Annotated in this window: 12 protein-coding genes and 1 pseudogene; 4 read left to right on the top strand and 9 right to left on the bottom strand. The window is 72.8% G+C overall.

All coding sequences use genetic code 11. From position 1 onward, the window contains the following. The first annotated feature begins 46 nt into the window (after positions 1-46). Positions 47-1,096 carry an extracellular solute-binding protein gene (locus ACQPZA_RS19300; protein ID WP_433272426.1) on the top strand — a complete coding sequence of 350 codons (1,050 nt, stop codon included), beginning with the start codon at positions 47-49 and terminating at the stop codon, positions 1,094-1,096. A 207-nt stretch (positions 1,097-1,303) separates the two neighbouring features. Here ACQPZA_RS19300 and ACQPZA_RS19295 read toward each other — a convergent pair whose 3' ends face one another. Together ACQPZA_RS19295 and ACQPZA_RS19290 are read right to left on the bottom strand one after the other, a co-directional pair. After that, entirely contained in the window at positions 1,304-2,275 is a 972-nt protein-coding gene (locus ACQPZA_RS19295) for a quinone oxidoreductase family protein (RefSeq protein ID WP_433272424.1), read from the bottom strand. A 7-nt stretch (positions 2,276-2,282) separates the two neighbouring features. Then, complete coding sequence (locus ACQPZA_RS19290) at positions 2,283-3,290, bottom strand: COX15/CtaA family protein (protein ID WP_433272422.1); 1,008 nt, start codon at positions 3,288-3,290, stop codon at positions 2,283-2,285. Positions 3,291-3,455: 165 nt separating this feature from the next. On the opposite strand from ACQPZA_RS19290, the gene ACQPZA_RS19285 reads away from it, so the two are divergent. Together ACQPZA_RS19285 and ACQPZA_RS19280 are read left to right on the top strand one after the other, a co-directional pair. Further along, a complete protein-coding gene (locus ACQPZA_RS19285) occupies positions 3,456-3,893 on the top strand; it encodes an Lrp/AsnC family transcriptional regulator (protein ID WP_169400227.1) in 438 nt (145 codons plus the stop codon). Positions 3,894-3,917: 24 nt separating this feature from the next. After that, on the top strand, positions 3,918-4,802 hold the full coding sequence (locus ACQPZA_RS19280; RefSeq protein WP_433272420.1) for a DMT family transporter: 885 nt from the start codon (positions 3,918-3,920) through the stop codon (positions 4,800-4,802). Positions 4,803-4,811: 9 nt separating this feature from the next. On the opposite strand, the pseudogene ACQPZA_RS19275 reads toward ACQPZA_RS19280, so the two are convergent. From ACQPZA_RS19275 to gnd, 6 genes and pseudogenes are all read right to left on the bottom strand, one after another. Continuing rightward, positions 4,812-6,121: pseudogene (locus ACQPZA_RS19275) on the bottom strand (alkaline phosphatase family protein). A gap of 394 nt (positions 6,122-6,515) precedes the next feature. Beyond that, positions 6,516-9,947: a lysine--tRNA ligase gene (gene lysS, locus ACQPZA_RS19270; RefSeq protein ID WP_433272418.1), complete on the bottom strand. Its 3,432-nt coding sequence runs from the start codon at positions 9,945-9,947 to the stop codon at positions 6,516-6,518. A gap of 91 nt (positions 9,948-10,038) precedes the next feature. Beyond that, positions 10,039-11,667, bottom strand: a complete 1,629-nt coding sequence (locus ACQPZA_RS19265) for an FAD-dependent monooxygenase (RefSeq protein WP_433272416.1) — start codon at positions 11,665-11,667, stop codon at positions 10,039-10,041. A gap of 101 nt (positions 11,668-11,768) precedes the next feature. Then, positions 11,769-14,066: an FUSC family protein gene (locus tag ACQPZA_RS19260; protein ID WP_433272415.1), complete on the bottom strand. Its 2,298-nt coding sequence runs from the start codon at positions 14,064-14,066 to the stop codon at positions 11,769-11,771. A 45-nt stretch (positions 14,067-14,111) separates the two neighbouring features. After that, the gene (gene zwf / locus ACQPZA_RS19255; RefSeq protein WP_433272413.1) at positions 14,112-15,467 is read right to left on the bottom strand and encodes a glucose-6-phosphate dehydrogenase; all 1,356 of its coding nucleotides are present in this window, start codon (positions 15,465-15,467) and stop codon (positions 14,112-14,114) included. After that, a complete protein-coding gene (gene gnd / locus ACQPZA_RS19250; protein WP_433272411.1) occupies positions 15,464-16,486 on the bottom strand; it encodes a phosphogluconate dehydrogenase (NAD(+)-dependent, decarboxylating) in 1,023 nt (340 codons plus the stop codon). Before gnd ends, zwf begins: the two co-directional genes overlap by 4 nt. A 403-nt stretch (positions 16,487-16,889) precedes the next feature. On the opposite strand from gnd, the gene ctaD reads away from it, so the two are divergent. Continuing rightward, entirely contained in the window at positions 16,890-18,644 is a 1,755-nt protein-coding gene (gene ctaD, locus ACQPZA_RS19245) for an aa3-type cytochrome oxidase subunit I (RefSeq protein WP_433272409.1), read from the top strand. A gap of 16 nt (positions 18,645-18,660) precedes the next feature. On the opposite strand, the gene ACQPZA_RS19240 is transcribed toward ctaD, so the two are convergent. After that, complete coding sequence (locus ACQPZA_RS19240; RefSeq protein WP_433272407.1) at positions 18,661-19,923, bottom strand: M23 family metallopeptidase; 1,263 nt, start codon at positions 19,921-19,923, stop codon at positions 18,661-18,663. Between the last annotated feature and the right edge of the window lie 99 nt (positions 19,924-20,022).

Here is a 20,022-nt window from a genome sequence, read left to right as displayed (position 1 = left end):
CCCCCGCCCGATAGTCTCCGGCTCCGCATCGACGGAGAGGCGCCGAATGGATCGACGACCCCTGCTCCCGCGGCGGAACCGGTTCGGCGTGGTGGGTGTGGTGGTGCTCGCCCTCCTGGCCGGCTGCGCAGGCGTCCCGGGGCAGATCTGGCCGTCGGCGGAGGACCCGTTGACGATCTACTCGGGACGCAGCGAGGAGCTCGTCGCCCCGCTGCTCGAGCGGCTGGAGGCCGCGGTCGGCGGTGACGTGACGGTCCGCTACGGCAGCACCGACGAGCTGGCCGCGCAGCTGCTGCAGGAGGGCTCCGGCTCGCCCGCCGACGTGTTCTTCGGCCAGGACGCCGGCGCGTTGGGCAGCCTCGGAGGTGCGGGTCTCCTCGTGCCGCTGCCCACGGACGTCGTGGCGCCGGTGCCGGCGCGCTACCGAGCCGCCGACTCCACGTGGGTGGCCGTCACGGCCCGCGCCAGGGTCGTGGCCTACAACCCGGACCTGGTCCCGGAGCCCGACCTGCCCACCGGCCTGGACGACCTGCTCGCCCCGCGGTGGACGGGGCGGCTGGGCTACGCGCCGGCCAACGCCTCGTGGCTGTCCTTCGTCACCGGCCTGCGGCTCGTCCGGGGCGAGGAGGGCGCCCGCCGGTGGCTCACCGCGTTCGCCGCGCAGCGGCCCCAGCGCTTCGACGGCAACGGCGCGATCCTGGACGCCGTGGCGGCGGGCACGATCGACGCGGGCCTGGTGAACCACTACTACCTGTTCCGGAAGACCGCGGACCTGGACCCCGCCGGCTACCCCGTGCGCAACCACTACGTCGCGGACGACCCGCTCGGCCTGGTGAACGTGGCGGCGGCAGGAGTGGTCGCATCGAGCGACCAGCCGGAGGCGGCCCGGCGGGCGGTCGCGTTCCTGCTGTCCCGGCAGGCCCAGCAGTACTTCGTGGACGCGACCGGCGAGTACCCGGTGCGGGACGGGGTGACCCCGACCCGGCCCTTCGACCTCGGGCCACTGGCTGCGCTCTCCCCGCCGGACGTGGACCTCGCCGATCTCGGCTCGCTGGACCGCAGCGAGGCCGTGCTGCAGGAGGTCGGGCTGCTCTGACCCCGCTGACCCCGCTGACCGCGAGGACGGGCGGCGCCCCGGCCGCGTCATGGACACATGTCGCGGCAGCGGGCCGCCCTGGAACAGCGACACGGGACCACATCGCTGTCACCGCGGCCGCCCGCAGCAGGAAACGGGCGACTCGCGGACACGGAATGGGCGACTCGCGGGTGTGGAGCGGGCGACTCGCGGGCGTGAAGGAGGCGGTCAGGGGAGCAGGAGCAGCTTCCCCGTGGTCCGCCGGGCCTGCAGGTCCTCGTGGGCGGTGGCGGCGTCGGCGAGCGGGTAGCGATGCCCGATCCGGACGTCGAGGGTGCCGTCGGCGACGGCGGCCAGTACGGCGCCAGCACGGGCCGTCAGCTCCTCGCGGGTGGCGACGTAGTCGAAGAGCTTCGGCCGGGTGAGGAACAGCGAGCCGGCGCTGTTGAGCCGCTGGGGGTCCACAGGTGGCACGGGACCGCTGGAGGCGCCGAAGAGCACCAGCATCCCGCGACGGCGCAGGCTCGCCAGGCTCGCGTCGAACGTGGTGCGCCCGACGCTGTCGTACGCGGCGACGACGCCCGTGCCGCCGGTCAGTGCTCTGACCTCGGCGGCGAGGTCGTCGACCTCGGTGTACCGGATCACCTCGGCCGCCCCGGCCCCGCGGGCGAGCTCCTCCTTCTCGGCCGTGGACACGGTGGCGATGACGCGGGCGCCGCGGGCCGCCGCGAACTGGGTGAGCAGGAGCCCCACCCCGCCTGCCGCGGCGTGCACCAGCACGTTCTCGCCGGGCTGTACGGGATGGGTGTCGTGGACGAGGAAGTGGGCCGTCATCCCCTGCAGCAGCACGGCGGCCGCCACGTCGTCGGGCACGTCGTCGGGCACGGACACGGCCTTCTCCGCCGGCACGGTGACCCGCTCGGCGTAGCTGCCGAGCGCCTCGGACCACGCCACGCGGTCGCCGACGGCGAACCCGGTGACTCCGTCGCCGAGCGCCAGCACCCGGCCGGCGCCTTCCAGCCCCGGCACGTACGGCATCGGCATCGGGTAGGTGCCGCCCCGCTGGTAGATGTCGATGAAGTTGACCCCGGCGGCAGCGACGTCGACGAGGAGCTCGCCCGGACCCGGCTCGGGATCGGGCAGCTCGGCCGGGGTCAGGACCTCCGGGCCGCCGGCGCTGCTGATCTGGATGGCGTGCATCGGCCGATCATGCCTCGCGCGCGGGCAGTGGTGCACCGGCCAGCGCCGGTTCGGGGGCGCCGGTTCCGGGGGCGGGGGTGGCGGGTGCGGTGGGCGAGGTGAGCTGCGGTCGCTCGGTGGTGCCGGACCAGAGCGCGGCGGCCCCGACCGTGACGAGCGCCGCCCCGAGCACGTGCAGCGACACCAGCGCCTCGGGGACACCGAGTGCGTACTGGATGCCCCCGAGGGCGCCCTGGGCCACCACGGCGACGATGAGCGCGGCGTACCGCCTGCGGAGCGCCCGTGGCGCCTCGACGGCCGCGAGGGTGAACCCGAGCGCCACGAGCATCCCGAGGTAGGCGAAGAGCAGGTCGGCATGCAGCTGCGCGACCGCGGGCACGCCGATGCCGAGCCGCGGTGTGGCCGCGTCGCCGGCGTGCGGGCCGGCGGCCGTGACGAGCGTGCCTGCGGCGAGCAGCGCCGCGAGCACGACGGTGCTCGTGGCCACGAGTCCGCGGACGGCGCTGCCGACGGTCCGTCGCGGTGGGCCGTCGCCGTCGGTGGCGGCGTCGACCAGCTGCACCCCCAGCCAGACCAGCACCATCGAGACCAGGAAGTGGACCGAGACGCTCCACCAGACCAGACCGGTGAGCACCGTGATGCCGCCGATCACGGCCTGGGCGACCACGCCGAGCGGCTGGACCAGCGCGAGCCGGGTGAGCCGCGCCCGCCGCGGGCGGGTGGCGAGCGCCGCGATCAGGCAGGCGCCGGCGACCAGCACCACGGCGATCGTGAGGAGCCGGTTGCTGAACTCGATCCACTGTCGCAGCTCGGCGACCTCGGGGTGGGGGGTGGGCACGAGGCTGCCGGGGAAGCACTCCGGCCACGTCGGGCAGCCGAGGCCGGAACCCGTCACGCGGACCACGGAGCCGGTGACCGCGATGCCCGCCTGCGCGACGACGGCGGCGATCGCGAGCCGGCGCATCAGAGCAGGCGGCGTCGCGGGAAGTCGGTGCAGAAGTGCGGGTCGGGCCACTCCTTGATGGTAGGTGGGCTCCCGCGGGGCGCCACCTGCGGCGCCCCGGGCGCGCGAACCGGAGGGCGCCCGGCTGCGCGGTAGGGTGGATGCCCTCGATTCCCGCGCCGTTCTTGTGTCCGATTGATGAATCCGGTCCGCCGACGCAGGATCCGAAAGGTCGCGATGGACGCCACCAACCGGGAGATCATCCGCATCCTGCTCGCCGACGGACGCGCGAGCTTCCAGGCGATCGGCCGGCAGGTGAACCTCTCCGCCCCGGCCGTGAAACGCCGGGTCGACCAGATGGTGGCCCGTGGCGAGATCGCCGGGTTCACCGCGGTGATCGACCCGTCCGCCCTCGGGTGGAACACCGAGGCCTACGTCGAGCTCTACTACGACGGGAACGTCCTCAAGTCCGAGCTGGAGACCAACCTCTCGACCATCCCTCAGGTCGTGGGCGTGTGGAGCGTCACCGGCGACGCCGACGCGCTCGTGCACGTCATGGCCGGGAGCATGGCCGAGCTCGAGGACGTGATCGAGCTGATCCGGAGCAACGCCAAGATGAACCGCACCCGCAGCGCGGTCGTGCTGTCGCGGCTGTTCCAGCGCCCGCGCCTCTGAGCCGGAGCGGGCAGGATGTGGCCGGTGACGGTTCTCGCGGCGGGATTGGCGCTGCTGGCCTCGGCCCTCTTCGCGGTCTCCACGGTCGCCCAGCAGCGCTCCGCCGCCACCGTGCCGCACGACAGCGCGCGTGGCCTCGGCCTGATCCGCGTGCTGGTCCACCGCCCGGCCTGGTGGGCCGGGATCGTCGGCGACGGTGGCGGCTACCTGTTGCAGGCCGCCGCGCTGGGCTTCGGGTCGCTCCTGCTCGTGCAGCCGCTGCTCGTCACCACCCTGCTCTTCGCGCTGCCGCTCGGTGCGGCCTGGGCGGGCCGCACGCTCGCCAGGTCGGACTGGGTCTGGGCCGTGCTGCTCGCGGTGTCGCTGGCGGTGTTCGTGGTCGCCGGGAACCCCACCGCCGGGGTCGACCGGGCCGCGTGGCGGGACTGGCTGCCGACAGGTGCCGCCCTGGCCGGGCTGTTCGTGGTCTGTGTGGTGGCCGCGGCCCGCAGCCGGGGCGCGACGCGGGCGATGCTGCTCGCCGCCGCCACCGCCCTCTGCTACGGGGTGGCGGCGGCGCTCACCAAAGGCGTCGTCGGGCAGCTGGACGAGGGCCTCCTGGCCGTGCTGACCAGCTGGGAGACCTACGCGCTCGTCGTCGTGTCCGTGGCGGGCACGCTGCTGCAGCAGTCGGCGTTCCAGGCGGGCGAGCTGGGGGCGTCGTTGCCGACCATGATCGTGGGCGAGCCGGTGGTGGCCGTGGTGGTCGGCACGGTGGTGCTGCAGGAGCAGCTGCGGTCCGACGGCGCGGAGTGGGCACTGATCGTCGTGCTCGTCGCCGTGATGGTGGCGGCCACCACCGCGTTGGCCCGCTCGTCGGCGCGGACGACGACGGCGGTGGCGGCCGTGGCCGGGGCCGCCGCGGCCTGACCCCGTCGGTCAGCTCTCGCGGGGTGTGCGGGGGCGCTGACCGGGTTCCTGCGTCGGCGGCTTCTGGCCGGTGCCGGGGAACACCGGCGCCGGCAGGTTCGCGATCTCGTAGCGCGAGAGGGTGAGCGGGCCGCTGGTGTCGGGGAGCGTCGGCGGATCCGCCACCTGGTCGGTGAACCGGAAGGCCGAGGTCAGATCCCCGAACGTCGCCCGGCGCCAGTCCGAGATGTTCGGCTCGCGCACCCCGGTCACCTTCTCGAGGAACTGCAGGGTGGAGGTGTGGTCGAAGGGCTCGCTGCACACCCAGCCACCGGCCGTCCACGGCGAGACGATGATCGCCGGAACCCGGTAGCCCGCCCCGACCGGCAGCCCGTTGCCCGGAGTGCCGCCGGGCGAGGTCTTCGTGACGAACTCGCCAGGCGTCCCGTCCGGTGGCACCGGCGGGATGACATGGTCGAACAGGCCGTCGTTCTCGTCGTAGCTCAGGATGAACACGGTTTCGCCCATACGTCGGGATTCGACGCGATGGCGTCGATCTTGCTCGCGACGAAGGCCGCGCCCTCGGCGGGCGTGTGGTCCGGGTGTTCCGAGGCCGAGCTGGTGCAGATGATCCAGGAGACCGCAGGCAACCGGTCATGGCGCGCGTCGTACTCGAACTGACCCTCGGGCCGGTGGGTGAGCCCGTTGACGTGGAGCGGGGAGCTCGTGGCCGCGCGCCGGAACGTGCTGAAGTTCTCCAGCATGTTGCATCCGTACGTGTCGTCCTGCTCGTAGACCCGCCAGCTGACACCTGCCGCGGTGAGCCGCTCGGCGTAGGTCGTCCAGGTGTAGCCATCACGCGGCGCGTTGTTGTCGAGGATGGGGCCGCCGTGATCACCGTCGGGGTCGATGGTGCCGGTCATCCACATCATCCGGTTCGGCCAGGTCGGGCCGAGCACCGAGCAGTGGTAGGCGTCGCACACCGTGAACGCCTCGGCCAGTGCGAACTGGAACGGCAGGTCGGCGCGCGTGTGGTAACCCATCACGTAAGGGCCGTTCCTGCCGTCTGCCTTGCGGTGCGCGGGCAGCCAGTTGTCCATCTTCCCGCCGTTGAGCGCGTCGTGCTGGACCTGCCATGCGTGTGATGTGGAGGGGATCTTCTGAGCGTTCGTGGCGTGTGTGTCCAGGTGGAACGGCAGGGCGTAGCCCGCAGGATTGGCGGCGTCGGGCTGGTAGAACACGGACTTGCCGCTCGGCAGTGACGCGGCGTGCGGGTCATCGAAGCCGCGGACCCCCGACAGCGTGCCGAAGTAGTGGTCGAAGGAGCGGTTCTCCTGCATCAGCAGCACGACGTGCTCGATGTCGCCGGGCGCGCCGTGGGCAGGCGGCGTCGCCGCGAGCGCGCGCTGGACGCTGGGCGGCATCAGGGCCGTCGCGGCCGCCGCAGCGGCGGCTCCGGCTGCGGACCCGAGGAGGCGGCGGCGTGTCATTTCGGTCACGACGGCCGATCTTGCTTTCCTGACGGGCAGCCCGACCGAGATGTGTGGGAAGCACAGCGGAACCTCCCGTGAAAGTTGTGTCGGATCCGACCGAATTCCGCTTCCGTCACGAATCGCGGAAGAATCGTTTCGTGAACAGGAGGGTCGCAACCGGCGCAATGCGACGGTGCTGGGGGCCTTCACCCACGGGGTCGCCGACCTGCATTCGACGGTCCGGCTCCCGGGGCCCGGCCGATCAGGCGGCGTTCGTCCCGGCTGCGCCCCCCGGTGCGGACGGTGCAGTCACACCGCCGACGGCCTTCGGCACCAGGAGCTCGCCGATCACGGGCAGGGCGAGGAAGCCCTCCGCGCCGGCGTAGAGCAGGCCGACCCGCGGCAGGTCGATGCGGCGGCGGTAGGCCAGCACCCGGGGCATCCACTCCGGGTCGAACTTGGCGTTGAAGTCGTGCAGCGACTTGATCTGGAAGAACGGGTTGAGCACGCCCACCGCCCAGCGGGCCGCGCGCTGCGCGGGACTGAACGGGATGTCGTCGGCGAACAGCCGCCCCCACATCGCGAAGTTCATCGACAGCCTCCGCACGCCGCGCTCCCCGAGCGCCGCCGCGGTGGAGGCGATGAGGAACTCCGTCATGCCGTTGGGGGCGTCCGGGTCGTGGCGCATCACGTCGAGCGTGTAGCCGAACTCGGATCCGTACGCCGGCACCACGCGCAGGAACCCACCCGGGACGCCGTCCTCGTCGAGGGCCACGCAGAGCAGGAACTCGGGGTTCGCCCCGGCCCCGGTGACGTCCTGCGACAGCGACATCGTGAACCCGCGCTCCGGCGCCTTGCCCCGCCACTTCTCGCTGATCGCGTTGAGCTGCCCGACCAGCCGCGCAGGCGCGTTGGACTCGGCGATCAGCTGGAACCGGTAGCTGCGCCCGACGCGGCGGACCGCGGCCCGCAGGCTCTTGCGCCCCGCGCCCTCGAGGGTGAACCGCGCGCAGTCGAGGATCGCCTCGTCACCGAGGTAGAAGCTGGAGAACCCGCGGGAGGCGTAGAGCGGCATGCTGGCCTCGCGGACGGCGAGGAACGCCGGGTTCCAGGCCCGCTCCTCGCAGGTGGCGAGGAACTCGTCGAGCACCTGGACCACCGACTCGCGGGAGCCGATCGGGTCGGCCGAGACCAGCGCGTAGCCGCCGAGGTAGGTGTAGGCGAGCACGGCCTCGCCGTCGGAGGAGAAGAAGAAGCTCTTGTCGTCGCGGAGCGAGAAGTAGGCGAGGGTGTCCCAGCCGTAGGTGCGGACGAGCCGGTTGGCGTGCTCCCAGTCGCTCTCGGTGTGCGGGCGCCTGCCCACCAGTGGCCGGAACAGCAGCACCGCGAACACCAGCAGCCCGGCGACGCCGAGCGCCACCAGCGCGGTGGGGAAGAAGGCGGCGAAGAACGGCGAGCGGTAGGTGTAGGGACCGTCCACCCCGACGAGCCCGCCGAGGACGGTGACGAGCCCGCCGCCGAAGGTGAGGTCCGGGTCGAGGTGATCGCGCTCCACGGCGAGCGCGACGAACCCGAACGCGAGCACGCCCGCCAGGTAGACGGGCACGAACCGGACCAGGCGCAGCAGCGACGGGGGGTCGGGCGGGGCCCGGAACAGGTCCCGGTGCCACACCAGCGCCACCAGCATTCCGGCGCAGATCGTGACCGCCACCGGGTGCGGCCCCTTGGCCATGTGCGCCAGGCCGCCCACCGTGAACAGCGCGAGGGCCAGTCGCCACGCCAGCCGCTTGCGCTTGGCGAGCTGGTCGGCCAGCAGGATCAGCAGCAGGCCGACGATCACCGAGACGACGTGCCCCGCCACCGGGAGCCACAGCTGGTCGATCGCGTCCTCGCGGCCGTCGAGCCGGGCGTGCACGATCGGGATCTGGGCGAGCAGCTGCAGCACCCCGCCCAGCGCGGTGAGCACCGCGATGACCTGCACGACGCGCCTGCCACGCTCGGGGGGCCGCTGCGGTGCTGCGATCGGGTGGGCCGCAGGCGCCAGGTCGGGCAGCGCCACGAGCGGCCCGGACTCCGGTGCTCCGTCCGCGGCCGGGCCGTCCGCGGGCACGCGGTCGGCCGCCACCGGGGTGGGGCGCAGCACCGGACGCGGCGCACCCCGGGGTCCGGCGCCCTCGGGGGCGGCGAACTCCGGGCGCAGCGTCGGGAAGAGGATCACCTCACGGATCGAGTCGACGCTGGCCAGCAGCATGACCAGGCGGTCGATCCCGACGCCGAGACCCCCGGTGCACGGCATCCCGTGCTCCAGGGCACGGATGTAGTCGAGGTCGATGTCGCCCGCCTCGGGGTCGCCACCGGCCTTCGCGCGCGCTTCCGCCTCGAAGGCCGCGAGCTGCTCGACCGGGTCGTTCTGCTCGGAGTAGGCGTTGCAGAGCTCGAACCCGGCGACGATCAGCTCGAAGCGCTCGACGTAGTCGGGATCGTCCCGGTGGACCCGCGCCAGCGGGGAGACCTCGTGCGGGTAGTCGATGCAGAAGACGGGTCCCACGACGTCGTGCTGCACCTTCTCGTCGTAGACCTCCTTCATCAGCCGCCCGGGGCCCCAGCTGCGGTCGTACGGGATGTGCAGCCCGTCGAGCACGGCCCTGGCCTCCTCGACGGGCATGCCGGGGTGCATGGTGGCGCCGGTCTTCTCGGCGATCATGTCGGCGAAGCGGACCCGCGGCCACGGCCCGGCTCCGAGATCGATCGCCTGCCCGCCGTAGTGCACCACCAGCTCGCCGGTGCCGTCCGCACCGCCCAGCGCTTCCCGCGCCGCGGTCGTGATCATCCCTTCGACGAGGTCCATCATGTCGTGGTAGTCGGCGAAGGCCTGGTAAGCCTCGAGCATCGTGAACTCGGGGTTGTGCCGGGTGTCGATCCCCTCGTTCCGGAACACCCTGCCGATCTCGAACACCCGCTCCAGCCCGCCCACGATCAGCCGCTTCAGATGCAGCTCCAACGCGATGCGCAGGTACATGTCGAGGTCGAGCGCGTTGTGGTGGGTGACGAACGGCCGGGCCGACGCGCCGCCCTGGATGGTCTGCAGCACCGGGCCCTCGACCTCGGTGAAGTCGCGGTCCTCCAGGTACCGGCGGATCGCGCGGATGGTGGTGTGCCGGATGCGGAAGATCTCACGGGTGCGCTCGTTGGCGGCGAGGTCGACGTAGCGCTGCCGGTAGCGGGTCTCGACGTCGGTGAGGCCGTGGTGCTTGTCGGGGGCCTCGAGCAACGCCTTGCCCAGCAGGTCGAAGGCCTGCACACAGACGGAGAGCTCGCCGCGCCGCGTGGTCATCACGGTGCCCTCGACGCCGACCCAGTCGCCCCGGTCGAGCTCGTCGAAGTCGCGGTGGCGGTCGGCGCCCAGCACGGTGGTGTCGACGAACAGCTGGACGGTGCCGGTCCGGTCGCGGAGCACGGCGAAGCTCAGGCCGCCCTGGCGCCGGACCAGGTCCACCCGGCCCGCGATGCGCACGTGGTCGGTGGTGAACGTGTCGGGAGCCAGCCCCTGGTGGGCCGCCCGGATCCCGGCGGCCGTGGTGTCGGTGGGGTAGCGGTAGGGGACGCCGTGCCCGGCACGCGTAGCCGCGAGCTTCTGCAGCCGGTGTTCGCGCTGGTCCGCGGGCTGCCCGGCGGCATCGGTACCGGAGGTCATCGTCGCCACGATAAGGTCTGACGACCGGGGCGGCCCAGAGGTTCCGGATCCCCCGATCGGGGTGGGCCCGGCCGGAGTCGCCGGTCGCGGTTCACGTGAAGACCAGCGCGAGGTGGGCACCCAGCTCGTCGGCGTCCACCCGGCCCGCGCGGAAGCCGATGTGGCCGTCGGGGCGCACCAGGTAGCAGCACCCGCCCGCGGCGCCGTACGTGGTGGCGAACTCGCCGCCCGCGTCGCGCAGCACGGGCACCGGGGGTCCGGCGAGCAGCCCGTCGGCCACGTCGTCCGCGAGAACCGCACCGCCGGCCAGGACGATCCGGACGTCGAGGTGGCCGCGGGCCCGCTCCCGTGCCAACTGCGCTGCCGTCGCGAGGCCGGCCACCTGCTCGGCGTGGTCGGCGTAGAGCAGGAGCGTGTGCCCTCGCCCGTCGAGCGCCTCGTACAGCCGCACCGGGAACGCCACCCCGGCACGGCGCAGGCCGCGGCAGTCCGGGGCGCGTTCGCCGGGTGCCGGACCGCCCTTGAGGACCTCCGCGCCGCCGCCCTCACCGACGACGGGACTGTCGGGGTAGGCCACCAGCAGCTGGGCCTCCCGCAGCAGGACCGTCGCCGTGTCGTCGTCCTCGAAGCCCGCACGGGCGTGCCGGACCGTGCGGCCCACGACCTCCTCGCCCACGGGCCGGCGTTCGGCGTCGTAGCTGTCCAGCAGCCCGTCCGCGGCGTCGCCCTGCACGGCCAGCGCGAGCCGCCACGCCAGCGCGGCCGCGTCCTGGATGCCGGTGTTCATCCCCTGCGCCCCCGTCGGCGGATGGATGTGCGCGGCGTCCCCCGCCACGAACACGCGCCCGCTCCCGTAGGAGTCGACGATGCGGTGGCTGATCCGGAACACCGACGCCCAGCGCAGGTGGGACGCGCGGGTCGGTTCGGGGGCGAGGCGGTCGAGCACGGCCTGGATGTGGTGCAGCTCGGGGGCCGGGCCGGCGCTGAACCCGTGCTCGACGCCGTCACCCGCGGCGGACAGCTCGTCGGGCACCAGCATGGACATGCGGTAGCGGCGCCGTCCCGGCAGCGGGATGGCGACGAGCAGGTCGTCGGTGGTGCCGTCCGTCCGGTGCGAGGACCGGATGCCGTAGCCCGCCGGCTGGTTCCAGTCGACCTCCACGTCCCCGAGCATGTACTGCTCGGGATAGGCCCCGCCCGCGAACGCGAGTCCCAGTCCCTTGCGGACCGTGCTGTGGGCGCCGTCGGCTCCCACCAGGTAGCCCAGCCGCACCTGCGACTCCCCGTCGGGCCCGCGCAGGACGGCCGTGACCCCGTCGGCGTCCTGGCTGAAGCTCACGAGCTCGACGCCGCGCTCGACCCGGCCGCCGAGCTCGCCGTAGCGCTGCTCCAGCAGCCGCTCCGTCTCGTACTGGGGCAGCGCCATGAAGCCGTAGGGCACCTCCGGTGGCAGCGTGAGCTCGATCGTCGCCACGTGCTCGCCGTCGACGAAGACGAGCTGGCCGTACATCGGCCGCGCGGCGTCCAGGGCCCGGGCGAGCACCCCGGCCGACTCCCACAGCTCCAGGGTGCGGGGCTGGATGCCCACCGCCTTGGCGTACGGGACGGGTGCCGCGAGCCGGTCGATCACCCGGCAGTCGACCCCGCGCCGCCGTAGCTCCACGGCGGCCGTGAGCCCGACCGGTCCGGCTCCGGCGACGAGTACCGCGCTCTCGGCCATGCGTCCTCCACGAGGCTGATGTGCTCCTGCCCCCGGTCGGGAGGAGTCGCCGGGCCTCATCCGGCCGTTACCGCGGGTGGAGAGGTCACTACCCGGTGGTGTCACCCGCGTGTGGCCGCGGGAGCGGGGGCGGGACGGGCCACCGACGGCGGGTCGAGGGCCTGCTCCACCCGTTCGAGGCCGTCCACGAGACCGTGCAGCCAGCCCCACGCGTCGAACGCGCGCAGCGCCTCCACAGGGGCCTCGGCGACCCGCACGGCCAGGTGCTGTGCGGACACCCGCTTCCGCAGCTGTGTGGCGGTGCCCCGGGCCGGTGCGCCCCCGGCCGCCACCGCCGCGGCAGCGACGCGGTAGCCCGCGGCGACGTCCTCGGCGTCGGCCCGCAGCAGGATCCCGAAGTCCGGCCAGGGCAGTGGCGCGGTCTGCGGATAGCGCGCCCGCAGGGTCTGGACCTGGTCGGCGAGGCGGTGCGACACGGTCAGCACGACCAGCCAGTCGGGCTCGGGGCCCGGTCCGCACGGCTCGGAGCGGTACTGGATGTAGGTGTGCTCGAACAGCGTCGCCAGCCGTTCGAGCGAGGCCGCCGGTGGGGGCGCGGGCGAGCCGGTCAGGTAGGCCGCGGTGGCCACGATCTCGTCCGCGGCGGCGTGCAGGCAGTCCGCGGCCACCCGGTGCACCTCGCCGGCCCCGCCGCGCGGCCACACGGCCGCTCCGATGACCGCCCCGACCACGCCGCCCACGACCACGGCCAGCAGCCGGTCCTCCGCGAGCGTCCAGTTCGCCGGTGCGACCTGGGCGAACACCACGGCAACGACGACGGTGAAGCCCGCCTGGCCGGCGGCCAGGCCGAGCAACGGGCCTGCCGCGAAGGCCACGAGCATCAACAGCGGGGTGAGCCAGGCGTAGACCGTGGCGTGCGATCCCACCAGCGCGAGCACGAGGGCGGCGATGATCGCTCCCACGACCGTCCCCGCGAACGCCCGGACCAGCACCGGCCTGCTGGCGACGGCTGAGGTGCGCATCAGGCTCAGCGTGGCCAGCAGTACCCAGAACCCGTGCGACAGCTCGAGCACCCCAGCGACGACGCGGGCGACCGCCAGGCCCAGGGCCAGCCGGACGGCGTTCTGCAGGTAGACCGACCGGGGGGTCAGGTTCACGACCAGCCGCAGCCACCACAGCCGCGCGGAGGAGACGTGCAGGAACCAGAGGTCGGCGGGAGTGGCGGCGGGATCGGGCGGGGGAGCGCCGACGGTGGCCCGGGTGGCCAGCACCAGCGCGCGGACCGCTTCGGTGACCGACGCCACCGCCAGCTCGGTGCACGCCCAGGGAGCGGGGTCGTCCGAGCCGGCGAGCCCGAGGGTCTCCCGGTGGACGTAGGTGGTGAGCGGGCGGTCCACGACGTCCGCGGCGGGCGGCGCACCGGTCCCGAGCAGAGCGGCGCGCACCGCCTCCAGCGCGTCCCGGTCGATCGCGAGGAGCCCTGCCGTGTCGGGCGCGGCGTCCGGTGCCGGTTCCGGCGCCGGGCCGGTGGCGGTGCGCTCGGAGTTCTGCCCGGCGAGCCGGTCGGCCACGACGTCGAGCTGCCCCACGACCACCCGTACGGCGAGTGCCGCCCGGGCCACGCTCCGGTCGTGCCTGCCGGCTCCGGTGGGGCGCGCGGCGGGCGGCAGCGTGCTGAGCCGCAGGTCGCCCGCGGTCCGGTTGGCCACGTCCCGAAGGGCCGCGAGGCCGGTGGCACTGCCGGGGCAACCGGTGTCGAGGGAGGCCCGCAGAGCCGCGGCGTACGCGGCCGCGGCGCCGGCCGCGGCGGCGACACGCGGGATCAGCTCCGGTGGCGCAGGCGGGGGCCACACCAGCCGGTCGGCGACGGTGAGCAGCAGCACCCCGACCGCCAGACCGGTGAGGCGCTCGTCGAGCATGTCGGGCATGTACGGCGGGAAGCACGGCAGCACGTAGAACAGCTGCAGACCGGTGGCCACCCCCGCCACCCGGGGGCCACCGACACCCGCGTAGGCCACCGCGAACCCGATCACCAGCATCCCGGCGGCCGCGGCCCAGGTGCTCACGGCGAGCAGCGTGCCCAGCGAGACCAGGACGAGGCCGACGACCAGGGCCGCCAGGTAGGTCCGCGTGCGCTGCCCGGGCGTCCCGGTCACCTCGGACAGCGCGCCCAGCGCGACCGTGCCGAACAGGGCGTAGACGGCCGTGTTCGGGTCCCCGAGCCCGTAGCGGCACAGGAAGAACCCCAGGCTGGCCGCCGCGGTGACGCGCACCGCACGGTGGATGACGAGGTGGCCGGGATCGCGCCTGCCCAGGAACGACGACAGCCGCGAGCCCGACCTGCCGGCTACGGCCGCTCCTCCGCCCTGCTCAGTGGGCCGGACGGGTCGCGGCCGCATCGACGCTGCGCCTGTGATCAGCCCTGCCCGGGCAGGCGCCGGAACTCACGCAGGCCCCCACGTGCCCGGCGCGTAGGGCAGGGGTGGCGTGGTCTGGTCGAGGATGGGCCCCACGATCCGCCATGCCTCCTCCAGGTTGTCCATGCGCGAGAAGTGCGTCGGATCCCCGGCGAGGGCGTCGGCGAAGATCCGCTCGTAGGCCTCGTACACGGGGCCGAGCGCCGCCCGGAAGTCGACCGAGACCGGCAGCTCGGTGGCGACGTCACCACCACCGGGCTGCTTCGCGAGCACGAAGAAGGTGATCCCGGCGTCGGGCTGCAGGCGCAGCCGGATCCGGTTGGGCGGCGCCGGCCCGTCGCCCGCGGTCGGGAACAGCGAGCAGGGCGGCGGCTTGAGCACGACGACGAGGTCCAGCACGGTCTCGGGCAGGGCCTTCCCGGCCCGGATGTGGACCGGCACCCCGGACCAGCGCCAGTTGTCGATGTGCAGGGTGAGGGCCACGAACGTCTCGGTCGTGGAGTCGGGGGCGACGCCGCGGACGTCGCGGTAGCCGGTGTACTGCCCGCGCACCACCTCGGCCGGGTCGATCGTGCGTACGGCATGCAGGAGCCCGTACTTCGCGTCGCGCTGGTCGTCGGCGGAGTCGGTCTGCGGCGCCTCCATCGTCAGGTAGGCCAGCACCTGCAGCAGGTGGTTCTGCACGACGTCGCGGATGGTGCCGACGGCGTCGTAGAACGAGCCGCGGTCGGCGACGTCGAAGTTCTCGGCCATCGTGATCTCGATGCGGTCGACCCAGGTGCGGTTCCACAGCGGTTCGATCAGCGTGTTGGCGAAGCGGAACACCAGCAGGTCCTCCACCGGCTCCTTGCCGAGGTAGTGGTCGACGCGGAACAGGCGGTCGTCGGGCACGTGCTTGCGCAGCTGGGCGTTGAGCGCCTGGGCCGAGGCGAGGTCGTGGCCGAACGGCTTCTCCACCACGAGCCGGGCCCGGTCGGTGAGCCCGACGTCGGCCAGACCGTCGGCCACGGTGCCGAACAGCGCGGGTGGCACCGCCATGTAGTGCACCGTGAGAGCGTCCGCGCCGGCCTTCTCCCGGAGCGTGTCCGCGAGGCGCTGGAACGTCGCACGGTCGTTGTAGTCGCCGGACACCATGAAGACGCTGCGCTGCAGCTGGTCGAGCACGCCGTCGTCGACGTCGGACTCCGCGGCCCGCACGCTGTCCTCGATGTGCTTGTGCAGGGCAGCGGGGTCCCAGTCGCTGCGGGCGACACCGACCACCGGGACGGTGAGCTCCCCACGCCCGGTGAGCCGGTACAGCGCGGGCAGGATCATCTTCCGGGCGAGGTCGCCGGTGACGCCGTACAGCACCAGCGCATCGGCCGCGGGGCCGGGCGCGGTCATGATGCCGCCGGCTTCTCGTCGTGCCCGCCGAACTCCTTGCGCTGCGCCGACTCCACCTTGTTGGCGAACAGCTCGCTGCCGCGCGAGGCGAACCGGCTGTAGAGCGCGGCCGTGAGCAGCGGCGCGGGGACCCCTTCCTCGATGGCGGCGATCGAGGTCCAGCGGCCCTCACCGGAGTCGGAGACCCGGCCGGTGAACTGCTCGAGCTGCGGGTCGGCGACCAGCGCCTCCGCGGTGAGGTCGAGTAGCCACGAGCCGATGACGCTGCCGCGGCGCCAGACCTCGGCGACGTCCGCGAGGTCGACGGAGTCGTAGGGGTAGTAGCGGGGCTCGCGCAGGGGGGCGGTCTCGGCGTCGGCGTCGGACTGGTGCTTGCCGACGCCTGCGCCGCGGATCACGTTCAGGCCCTCCGCGTAGGCCGCCATGATCGCGTACTCGATGCCGTTGTGGACCATCTTCACGAAGTGCCCGGCTCCGGAGGGCCCGCAGTGCAGGTAGCCCTGTTCGGCGCGCGACACCGGGCCGGTGCGGCCGGGCGTGCGTTCGGCGGCGCCGAGGCCGGGGGCGAGGGAGGCGAACACCGGGTCGAGCCGCTGTACCGCGCGGTCGGGCCCGCCGATCATCAGCGAGTACCCCCGCTCCAGCCCCCAGACGCCGCCGCTGGTGCCGCAGTCGACGTAGTCGACGTCGTGGACGGCGGCGACCTCCGCGCGGTCGATGTCGTCGCGGTAGGAGGAGTTGCCACCGTCGATGATCGCGTCGCCGCCTTCGAGCAGCTCGAGCAGCTCGGTCACCGTGTCCCCGGTGATCGCGGCGGGGAGCATGAGCCACACGCTGCGCGGCGGCTCGAGTGCGGCGACGAGGTCCTGCAGGGAGCCGGCCCCCTGGGCACCCTCGCCCTCCATGCGGCGTACCGCGTCCTCGGAGATGTCGTGGACGACGCACTCGTGGCCGTCGCGGATCAGGCGGCGCACCATGTTCGCGCCCATCCGGCCCAGGCCGACCATTGCGATCCTCATGCTCGACTCCTCTGCTGCAGGGTGCACCTGCTCGTGTCCGGGTGCTGTGCCCTCGTCCCGCGTGCGCTGTTCTGCGCGCCCCGTCCCGAGCGGGTGCGCCGGCGTCGTCGCCGCCACGGGCACAGCGGCGTCCCTCCGGCAGGTGTCGCGACCGCGTGGCAGCAGGCCGTCACCGCCCGGCACGCACCGCGTCGGACGCCGGCCTCCAGCCGCGGACCGTCCGGTCCGGCGACAAGGGGCCTGAGCGCGAAACTACCTTCCCGAGCGCCCGGTGCACCGCGAGAAGTCGCAACAAAGGGCGGGAGTGCTTCGAACGGGTGTGGACAACACCGTCGCTTTACTCTTACGGTCCACCCACGCGGACGTCGACTCGCAGCAGGTCCACGGCCCAGGAGGCACTCCTATGACCGCTGTCTCGCCGAAGCCGGTGGCGACACGCCCTTATCCGGCGCGCCGGCCGGCCAAGGGATCCGCGCTGATCAAGATGCTGCACACCACGGATCCCAAGGACATCGCCATCCTGTACCTGGTGACGTCGTTCGGGTTCTTCCTGGCCGGCGGGGCCATGGCTCTGCTGATGCGCGGAGAGCTGGCGGTGCCCGGGCAGCAGTTCCTGTCCAACGAGCAGTACAACCAGCTGTTCACGATGCACGGCACGATCATGCTGCTGCTGTACGCGACGCCGATCCTGTTCGGCTTCGCGAACTACATCGTGCCGCTGCAGATCGGCTCGCCCGACGTCGCTTTCCCGCGGCTCAACGCGTTTTCCTACTGGTTGTTCCTGTTCGGTGGCCTGACCGTACTGTCAGGGTTCCTGACCCCGGGTGGGGCGGCCGACTTCGGCTGGTTCGCCTACGCGCCGCTGCACAGCGAGACGTTCTCGCCGGGGGCCGGGGGCAGCCTCTGGGCGATCGGCCTGATCCTCTCCGGGCTGGGCACGATCCTCGGTGGCGTCAACTTCGTCACCACGATCGTCTGCATGCGCGCACCCGGGATGACGGTGTTCCGGATGCCGATCTTCACGTGGAACATCCTGGTCACGGTGATCCTCATCCTGATCGCCTTCCCGTTGCTCACGGCCGGCCTCTTCGGCATGCTCGCCGACCGGCACCTCGGCACGCACGTCTTCGACCCGGCCAACGGCGGGGCGATCCTGTGGCAGCACCTGTTCTGGTTCTTCGGCCATCCCGAGGTCTACATCGTGGCTCTGCCGTTCTTCGGCATCGTCACCGAGGTGATCCCGGTGTTCAGCCGCAAACCACAGTTCGGCTACCGGTTCCTGGTGTTCGCGACGATCGCGATCGGCGCCCTGTCGGCGGCCGTATGGGCCCATCACATGTACGCCACCGGTGCGGTCCTGCTCGCGTTCTTCTCCCTGACGACCTTCCTCATCGCCGTGCCGACCGGGATCAAGTTCGTCGCCTGGGTCGGCACCATGTGGAAGGGAAAGATCACATTCGAGACGCCGATGCTGTTCAGCATCGGATTCCTGGTCACGTTCCTGCTCGGTGGTCTCACCGGGGTTCTGCTGGCCTCGCCACCGATCGACTTCCACGTCTCGGACACGTACTTCGTGGTGGCGCACTTCCACTACGTGCTGTTCGGCACGATCGTGTTCGCCACGTACGCGGGGATCTACTTCTGGTTCCCGAAGATGACCGGCCGGATGTTGGACGAGACGTGGGGAAAGGTCCATTTCTGGCTCACGTTCATCGGGTTCCACCTGACGTTCCTGGTGCAGCACTGGCTGGGTGCCGAGGGCATGCCGCGCCGCTATGTCGACTACCTGCCGACCGACGGTTTCACCGCGCTGAACATGGTGTCCTCGATCGGGGCGTTCGTGCTGGGGGCCTCCACGCTGCCGTTCATCTGGAACGTGTTCCGCAGCTACCGCTACGGGCGGGTGGTCACCGTCGACGACCCGTGGGGCTTCGGGAACTCGCTGGAGTGGGCCACGAGCTGCCCGCCGCCGCGGCACAACTTCACGGAGCTGCCGCGCATCCGCTCGGAGCGGCCGGCGTTCGAGCTGCACTACCCGCACCTGGTCGAGCGTTTCCGCGAGGAGGCGCACGTCGGCCAGCGGGCCGGTGCGTCCGAACGCATGGCCCACGAGGTCGGCGAGGAGCAGCAGCCCCAGGACGACCCCCGCGCGCGCTGACGCGGGCCGAGGCGGATCAGCCGAAGTCGACGACCTGCAGGTTGAGCGGCAGCTGGGCCCGGTGCGGACCGCTGAGCAGGCCACGGTCGATGGGCGCTATCGACGCGTCGGGCTTCGTCGTGTCGGCGAGGGTCGCCTCGTCGGTGACGACGCCCTGGCCGGTGAACGCGGTGAAGACGAACGGGAGCCCGTTCGACTGCAGGGGCGACGGTCCGTCCATGACGTGGAAGTGCAGGTGCGGGGCATCGGTGTTGCCGGTGTTGCCGAGCAGCCCGATCACGTCTCCCGCCCGCACACGGTCCCCGGCCCGCACCCGGGGTGACCCGGGCTGCAGGTGCGCGTAGAAGGCGTAGCGACCACCGCCGATGTCCACCACGACGTGGTTGCCGCCCGCCGTGGTGATCGTGATCCCGGCGGGCAGCCTGCCGGGCGTCTGCTCCGCCATCCCGTCCACCACCGTCACCACGATGCCGTCGGCGACGGAGAGGACGGCGGTGCCGAAGTACCGGAACGACGCGTTGTCCGTCGGCGGGCCGGAGTAGAGCCGGTCGGTGTCGTCGAGCTGCACGAAGTCGATCGCGAACCGCTCGGGAACGTGCACCGTGCCGTCGATGGCCAGTGTCGCGCCGCGGTGCGCGGTGATCGCGTCGCAGCAGCCGTTGCCCGCCACCCAGCGGGGCCCGCGCAGGGGGGGAGACAGCGTCACGGCCGGCTGCGCCGTCACCGGGACGGGCACGCCGGTGAACTCGATGTTCTGGGGTGGAGGCGGGGGCGGGTCGGTGTCGCGCGGACCGATGTCCTCCGGGGCCTGTGCCGGCTGGAGGCCGAGCGCGAACCGGTGGCGGAGCAGGCCGGGCAGCGGTGCGTCCGGCGCCGTCGTGGCGTCGAGGAACAGGGTCCCGTACTCACCGGGCCGCAGGGTGGCTCCGGCCGAGTCTCCGGACGGACGGAACATCCGGGCCAGTGCATCGCCCTCGAGTGTGGTGACGACGGCGTCGGCGCGCGTGGCGTCGAGCGTCGTGACGCTGCGCAGCAGCACGTCCTGGCTGCTCTGGTTGGCCATCGCGAGCTCGTAGGCCAGGTGCATGCGGTTGTCGGCGCCGAGCACCGGGGCCACCTCGGCGAGCGGGAAGACGGCAAGGGGGCTGAGCACCGCCGGGCTCGGCTCGCCGGCCGGTGCAGCGGCCGGGGCGGCCGGCGCAGGGGTGCACGCCGCGGCGCACACGGTGAGAACGCCTCCGAGCACCACCACGACACGCGTCGCCCGTGATGCCGTCATGGCCGCTCCTCAAGGCGCGCCGTCCGCTGCTGCCGACCTCACCTGCCCCGGCAGTATCACCGAACCCCCATGACCCCACCATGACACAAAAGCGTCGAC

The organism is Pseudonocardia xinjiangensis (assembly GCF_050948425.1).
In the GTDB taxonomy this organism is placed as follows: domain Bacteria; phylum Actinomycetota; class Actinomycetes; order Mycobacteriales; family Pseudonocardiaceae; genus Pseudonocardia; species Pseudonocardia xinjiangensis.
Note: the sequence above shows the minus strand (reverse complement) of the source record. Positions and strands in the feature narration are given on the sequence as shown.

Coding starts and splice junctions, on each gene's coding strand:
- ACQPZA_RS19300 (WP_433272426.1), top strand. CDS start 47: ATGGATCGACGACCCCTGCTCCCGCGGCGGAACCGGTTCGGCGTGGTG.
- ACQPZA_RS19295 (WP_433272424.1), bottom strand. CDS start 2,275: ATGCACGCCATCCAGATCAGCAGCGCCGGCGGCCCGGAGGTCCTGACC.
- ACQPZA_RS19285 (WP_169400227.1), top strand. CDS start 3,456: ATGGACGCCACCAACCGGGAGATCATCCGCATCCTGCTCGCCGACGGA.
- lysS (WP_433272418.1), bottom strand. CDS start 9,947: ATGACCTCCGGTACCGATGCCGCCGGGCAGCCCGCGGACCAGCGCGAA.
- ACQPZA_RS19265 (WP_433272416.1), bottom strand. CDS start 11,667: ATGGCCGAGAGCGCGGTACTCGTCGCCGGAGCCGGACCGGTCGGGCTC.
- ACQPZA_RS19260 (WP_433272415.1), bottom strand. CDS start 14,066: ATGCGGCCGCGACCCGTCCGGCCCACTGAGCAGGGCGGAGGAGCGGCC.
- zwf (WP_433272413.1), bottom strand. CDS start 15,467: ATGACCGCGCCCGGCCCCGCGGCCGATGCGCTGGTGCTGTACGGCGTC.
- gnd (WP_433272411.1), bottom strand. CDS start 16,486: ATGAGGATCGCAATGGTCGGCCTGGGCCGGATGGGCGCGAACATGGTG.
- ctaD (WP_433272409.1), top strand. CDS start 16,890: ATGACCGCTGTCTCGCCGAAGCCGGTGGCGACACGCCCTTATCCGGCG.
- ACQPZA_RS19240 (WP_433272407.1), bottom strand. CDS start 19,923: ATGACGGCATCACGGGCGACGCGTGTCGTGGTGGTGCTCGGAGGCGTT.